Origin of the sequence: Streptomyces graminilatus, from assembly GCF_001418565.1 — a bacterium.
In the GTDB taxonomy this organism is placed as follows: Bacteria; Actinomycetota; Actinomycetes; order Streptomycetales; family Streptomycetaceae; genus Streptomyces; species Streptomyces graminilatus.
In genome coordinates this window covers 1-5,450 of record NZ_LIQQ01000230.1, presented here as the reverse complement: position 1 = coordinate 5,450, position 5,450 = coordinate 1, and the positions used below count along the sequence as shown (strand labels likewise).

At 69.6% G+C, this 5,450-nt stretch carries 3 protein-coding genes; 1 reads left to right on the top strand and 2 read right to left on the bottom strand.

Annotation, left to right across the window (positions count from 1 at the left end; genetic code table 11):
- Both AOK08_RS20150 and AOK08_RS20145 read right to left on the bottom strand, forming a co-directional pair.
- Positions 1-2,319: ABC transporter permease (locus AOK08_RS20150; protein ID WP_055527813.1), on the bottom strand; the 2,319-nt coding region annotated here is incomplete at its 3' end.
- On the bottom strand, positions 2,316-3,104 hold the full coding sequence (locus tag AOK08_RS20145) for an ABC transporter ATP-binding protein (RefSeq protein ID WP_055527811.1): 789 nt from the start codon (positions 3,102-3,104) through the stop codon (positions 2,316-2,318). The genes AOK08_RS20145 and AOK08_RS20150, both read right to left, overlap by 4 nt.
- A 444-nt stretch (positions 3,105-3,548) precedes the next feature.
- Between AOK08_RS20145 and AOK08_RS20140 the strand changes: the two genes are divergently transcribed.
- Complete coding sequence (locus AOK08_RS20140; protein ID WP_241827022.1) at positions 3,549-5,027, top strand: MFS transporter; 1,479 nt, start codon at positions 3,549-3,551, stop codon at positions 5,025-5,027.
- Positions 5,028-5,450 lie beyond the last annotated feature (423 nt).

Sequence of the window (5,450 nt, the reverse complement as noted above, 5' to 3'; positions counted from 1 at the left end):
GCCGATCGCCCGCATCAGGCCGATCTCCCGGGTTCGCTCCACCACCGACAGCGCCAGGGTGTTCACCACGCCCAGGACCGCTACGACGATCGCCAGGGCCAGCAGGCCGTAGACCATGTTCAGGAGCTGGCCGATCTGGTCCTTCAACTCCTGCTTGTAGTCGCTCTGGTCGCGGACCTGGTACTGCGGGTACGGGTCGAAGGCCTTCTTCAGGGCCGCGTACGCCGCGTCCTCCTGGCCCTTCTTCGCCGAGGCGAACATCAGGCTGCTCGGCGGGACCTTGTCGGACGGGAGGTACTTCTCCATCGTCTCGATGGACAGGTACCGCGAGCCCTGGTCGATCGCCACGTCGTCGTCCGTGATCGCGGCGAGCTTCAGCTTCGCCGTCCTGCCGCCCTTGAAGGCGACCGTCATCGTGTCGCCGACCTTCACCCGGTGGTCCTTGGCGTACCCGGAGCCCACCGACATCGCGTCCTTGCCGTACGCCGCGCTCAGCGTGCCCGAGAGCGTGGTGCGGCGCAGGTCGGATGCGTACGTCGGGTCGGCGGCCGTCAGTTGTGTCCGCTCGGCCTTGCCGTCGGGCGGGGTCAGGGTGACCTCGACCTCCTTGTAGCGGGTGACGTGGGTCAGGCCGGGCGAGCGCTTCATCGCCGCCTCCGCCTGCGGCACGATCCGCTGGTTGCCCTGGACGATGAAGTCCGCGCCGACCGACGCGTCCAGCTCGCTCGTCGCCGAGGCGACCATCGACGAGCCGACCACCGACAGGCACGCGACCAACGCCAGGCCGATCATCAGGGCCGCGCCCGTGGCACCCGTACGGCGCGGGTTGCGCAGCGCGTTGCGCTCGGCGAGCCGGCCGACCGGACCGAAGCCCCGCAGCAGCAGGGCGCTGAGCACCCGTACGACACCGCTCGCGAGCAGCGGGCCGATGATCACGAAGCCGAGAAGGGAGAGCACGACTCCCGCGCCGAGGACCAGTGAGCCGTCGCTCGCCTTGTCGGCGGTGGCCGCCAAGTAGAGGGCGAAGCCGCCCGCGCCTGTCAGCGTCAGCCCGATGAGGGCCCTTACCAAGCCTGCATTGCCGTCTGCCGGGGTGCCGGCGTCGCGGAGTGCGGCCATCGGGGAGACCTTGCCCGCGCGACGGGCCGGCAGGTAGGCGGCGATGACTGTGACCACGACGCCGAGGATCATGCCGATCACCGGGGTGGTCGCCTTGACCGTGAGGTCGTCGGTGGAGAGATTCATGCCCGTCGCCGACATCAGCTTCATCAGACCGACCGCGATGCCGACCCCCGCGCCGACACCGAGGACCGATCCGACGAAGCCGAGCAGCAGCGCCTCCACCAGCACGGACCGGTTGACCTGCTTGCGGGAGGAGCCGATCGCCCGCATCAGGCCGATCTCGCGGGTCCGCTGGGCGACGAGCATCGAGAAGGTGTTGATGATCAGGAAGATGCCCACCAGGAACGCGATCCCGGCGAAGCCGAGCATGGCGGACTTGATGACGTTCAGGGACTGGCTGATGCCCTTACGGCTCTCGTCCGAGAACTCCTTCTGCGTCTGCACCTTGAATCCGCCGGAGGCCGAAGCCTCATCGGATGCCTTCAGAGCCTGCGTTACGTTCCGCTTCAGCTGGTCGTCCGTCGTCCCGGCCGCCGCCGTGACGCTGAACTGGGTGAACCTGCCTGTCGCGCCCAGGAGTTGGCGCTGTGCGGTGGCGGTGTCGAAGTAGACGACCGCGGCACCGGGGTTGGTCACCTTGAAGGTGGCGATACCGACGATCCGCGCACGGATGTCACCGGTCTGCGCGATGGTACGCAGCTCGTCGCCCAGCTTCAGGTGGTGCTTGTCGGCGGTGTCGGCGTCGACCATCACCTCGGTGGGCCCACGGGGTGCGTGACCGCTGGTGATCTCCATCGAACGCAGGTCGTTGCGCGTCCAGTTGCCCGCGATGGTGGGAGCCCCGCTGCTGGACCCCATGTTGTCGTTGTGGCTGTCGACGACGGTCACGTTCATCGAACTGACCGCGCCCTCCGCCGACTTGACGCCCTTGGCCTGCTGCACCTTCGTCAGCACCGAGGCCGGCAGGGAGTCGGGAACCCCGTTCTGCGGGGTGTCGTCGTTCTTCGCCGCCTTCGGAGACACGGTGACGTCGGAGGAGGTGGCCGCGAAGAGCTTGTCGAACGTCGTGTTCATGGTGTCGGTGAAGACGAGGGTCCCGCACACGAACGCCACCGACAGCAGCACGGCCACGGCCGACAGAGCCATTCGGCCCTTGTGCGCGAAGAAGTTGCGCATCGAGGTCTTCAGCACAGTCATGACGTACGCCCCCGCGCGTCGAAGTCCTTCATCCGGTCGAGGACGCTGTCGGCGGTCGGCTTGAACATCTCGTCGACGATCCGGCCGTCGGCCAGATACAGCACCCGGTCCGCGTACGAGGCGGCCACCGGGTCGTGCGTGACCATCACGATGGTCTGGCCCAGCTCGTCCACCGAGCGGCGCAGGAAGCCCAACACCTCGGCGCCCGCACGGGAGTCGAGGTTTCCGGTCGGCTCGTCACCGAAGATGATCTCGGGTCGGGCCGCCAACGCCCTGGCTACAGCGACGCGTTGCTGCTGGCCGCCGGAGAGCTGGTTGGGCCGGTGCTTGAGCCGGTCCTTCAACCCGACGGTCTCGACCACCTGGGCCAGCCAGCCCTTGTCCGGCTTGCGGCCCGCGATGTCCATGGGCAGCGTGATGTTCTCCAGCGCGCTGAGCGTCGGCAGCAGGTTGAACGCCTGGAAGATGAACCCGATCCGGTCCCGGCGCAGTTGCGTCAGCTTCTTGTCCTTGAGCCCGGTGATCTCGGTGTCGTCGAGATAGATCTGGCCGCTGCTCACTGTGTCGAGGCCGGCCAGGCAGTGCATGAGGGTGGACTTGCCGGAACCCGAGGGGCCCATGATCGCGGTGAACTCTCCCCGCGCGATGTCGACATCCACATTGTCCAGGGCGACGACCCGGGTCTCCCCGGACCCGTACGCCTTCACGACCTGCCGCGCCCGTGCGGCAACGGCCGTACCCCCTCCAGTGCCCCCGTGCCTGGTGATTGTCACAGCCGATGTCATGGTATGTCTCCTAAGTCGGTCACTGCCAAGAGCGCACTGACACCTGGTGGTGCGTGGCTCTGCGGTATGTCCATGAGTCTGCTGGCGGGAAGGGGTCCGGGTCTCTGGTGCCCAGCGCAGTCTTCTGCTGGGGAAAACCCCACCCCCGAAGTTCAGGAACCCCGTACCCAGCGGCGTAAGACCAGGTTAAGGACGGCCCGCCCCTCGTCTCGTCCTCCGCCGGTACGAACCCTCCCCGAGCCCTGATGCGGAGTTACCCCTAAGGGTTGTCCACCCCTCGGTGGAGCGGATCTCAGGGTTGCTCCACCCTCCAGCCCTGCCAGGCTCCACCCTCCCGCCGCGTGAGGGTCAAGTGGCAGAGTGGTCGCCGACAGATAGATGTAGAGGGAAAGGAATCCGGTGGGCAGCAGCAGCCGCCGTCGTACGAAGCCCGCGATACCCGGCGTGACGCAGGGGCGGACCGGAACCGGGAAGCGGGGAGCCGTCGTCGCCGCGCTCATGCTCGCGATGGCGCTGGCCGCGCTCGACTCCACCATCGTGTCGACCGCCGTACCGCAGATCGTCGGCGACCTCGGCGGCTTCTCCGTCTTCTCCTGGCTGTTCTCGGGCTATCTGCTGGCCGTCACGGTCAGCCTCCCGGTGTACGGCAAGCTCTCCGACACCTTCGGCCGCAAGCCGGTCCTGATCGCGGGCGCCGCCCTCTTCCTCCTCGGCTCACTGCTCTGCGCGCTGGCCTGGAACATGGGCGCGCTGATCGCCTTCCGGATCGTCCAGGGTCTCGGCGGCGGCGCCCTCCAAGGCACGGTCCAGACCCTCGCCGCCGACCTCTACCCCCTGGAGCAACGCCCGCGCATCCAGGCCAGGTTGTCGTCGGTGTGGGCGGCCTCGGCGGTGGCGGGCCCCGCCTTGGGCGGAGTTCTGGCGGCCTACGCCGACTGGCGCTGGATCTTCCTCGTCAACCTGCCCGTCGGCGCGGTGGCGATGTGGCTGCTGGCTCGCCACCTCCACGAACCCCGGCGCGACACCTCCGGCCCCCACTCCCGCACACGCGTCGACTGGGCCGGCGCGCTCGCGGTGTTCGCGTGCGGCGGTGTACTGCTGACCGCCCTCGTCCAGGGCGGCGTGGCCTGGCCCTGGCTGTCCTGGCAGTCAACCGCCTTCTTCGGTACGGGACTTGCGCTGGTGTTCCTCGTGGTGGTGATCGAACGCCGGGCGGCGGAGCCGATCATCCCCGGGTGGGTGTGGCGGCGCCCCACGATCGCGGCCGTCAACCTGGCCCTGGGCGCACTGGGCCTGCTGATGGTGGCCCCGACGGTGTTCCTGCCCACGTACGCCCAGTCGGTGCTGGGCCTGGCCCCCATCGCCGCCGGATTCGTGCTGTCCGTATGGACGTTGAGCTGGCCGGTGTCGGCGGCGCTGAGCCAGCACGTGTACCGCAGGATCGGCTTCCGCGACACCGCGCTGCTCGGCATCGGCGCGGCGGCCCTGATCCTGCTGGCGTTCCCTTTCCTCCCTTATCCGGGCTCCCCGTGGCAGCCAACCCTCCTGATGCTGCTGCTCGGCGCCGCCCTCGGACTGTTCCAACTCCCCCTGATAATCGGCGTCCAGTCGACGGTCGGCTGGTCGGAGCGGGGTACGGCGACTGCCTCCGTCCTCTTCTGCCGCCAGACCGGGCAGACCATCGGCGCGGCCCTGTTCGGCGCGGTGGCCAACGGCGTACTCGCGTCCCGGCTCGGCGGCGCGAGCGACCTGGACTCGGTGACCCGGGCACTGGGCACGGGCGCGGCGCCGGAGGCGACCCGGCGGGCGATCGCGGCGGCCGTGCACGCGGTGTACTTCGGGGCGGCGGGCGCGGCGGCACTGGCATTCGTGGCGCTGCTGGTTCTGGCACCGCGCCGCTTCCCGGTCCTCGACAACTCCTGAAGATCCCCTGGGTGCAGGTCCTCTCCGCCGCCGACGCGGCAGGCGAACTCGGGCGGGGCATCTCGGTCGGGCCATCTCGGCCGGGGCATCTCAGCTGGCGCCGCCGTCGGGCGAGCTCATCGGCGAGCGCATCAGGCGATCTCATCAACACGCGGCCTGTGCCCGCATCGATCCGCCGCCCCGCCCCCGCCCCCGCGTCGCCGAAGCCCGACCGCGGGTACGCCAGTTCACCGTCCGGGCCGGGCAGACGGTCCCCACCTCGGGACGGACCAGGGCGTTCCCCGGAGACCCGCCCCGCACGTGGGTTCGGCGTACGTGCGCGCAGGGCGGCCGAGGCCGGGCCTCACCCCCGTACGGCCGACCGACCGGCCCGGTCCCAGACCGCCGGACGGGGGCAGCACGTGCGCGGCGTCACCGGCCAGC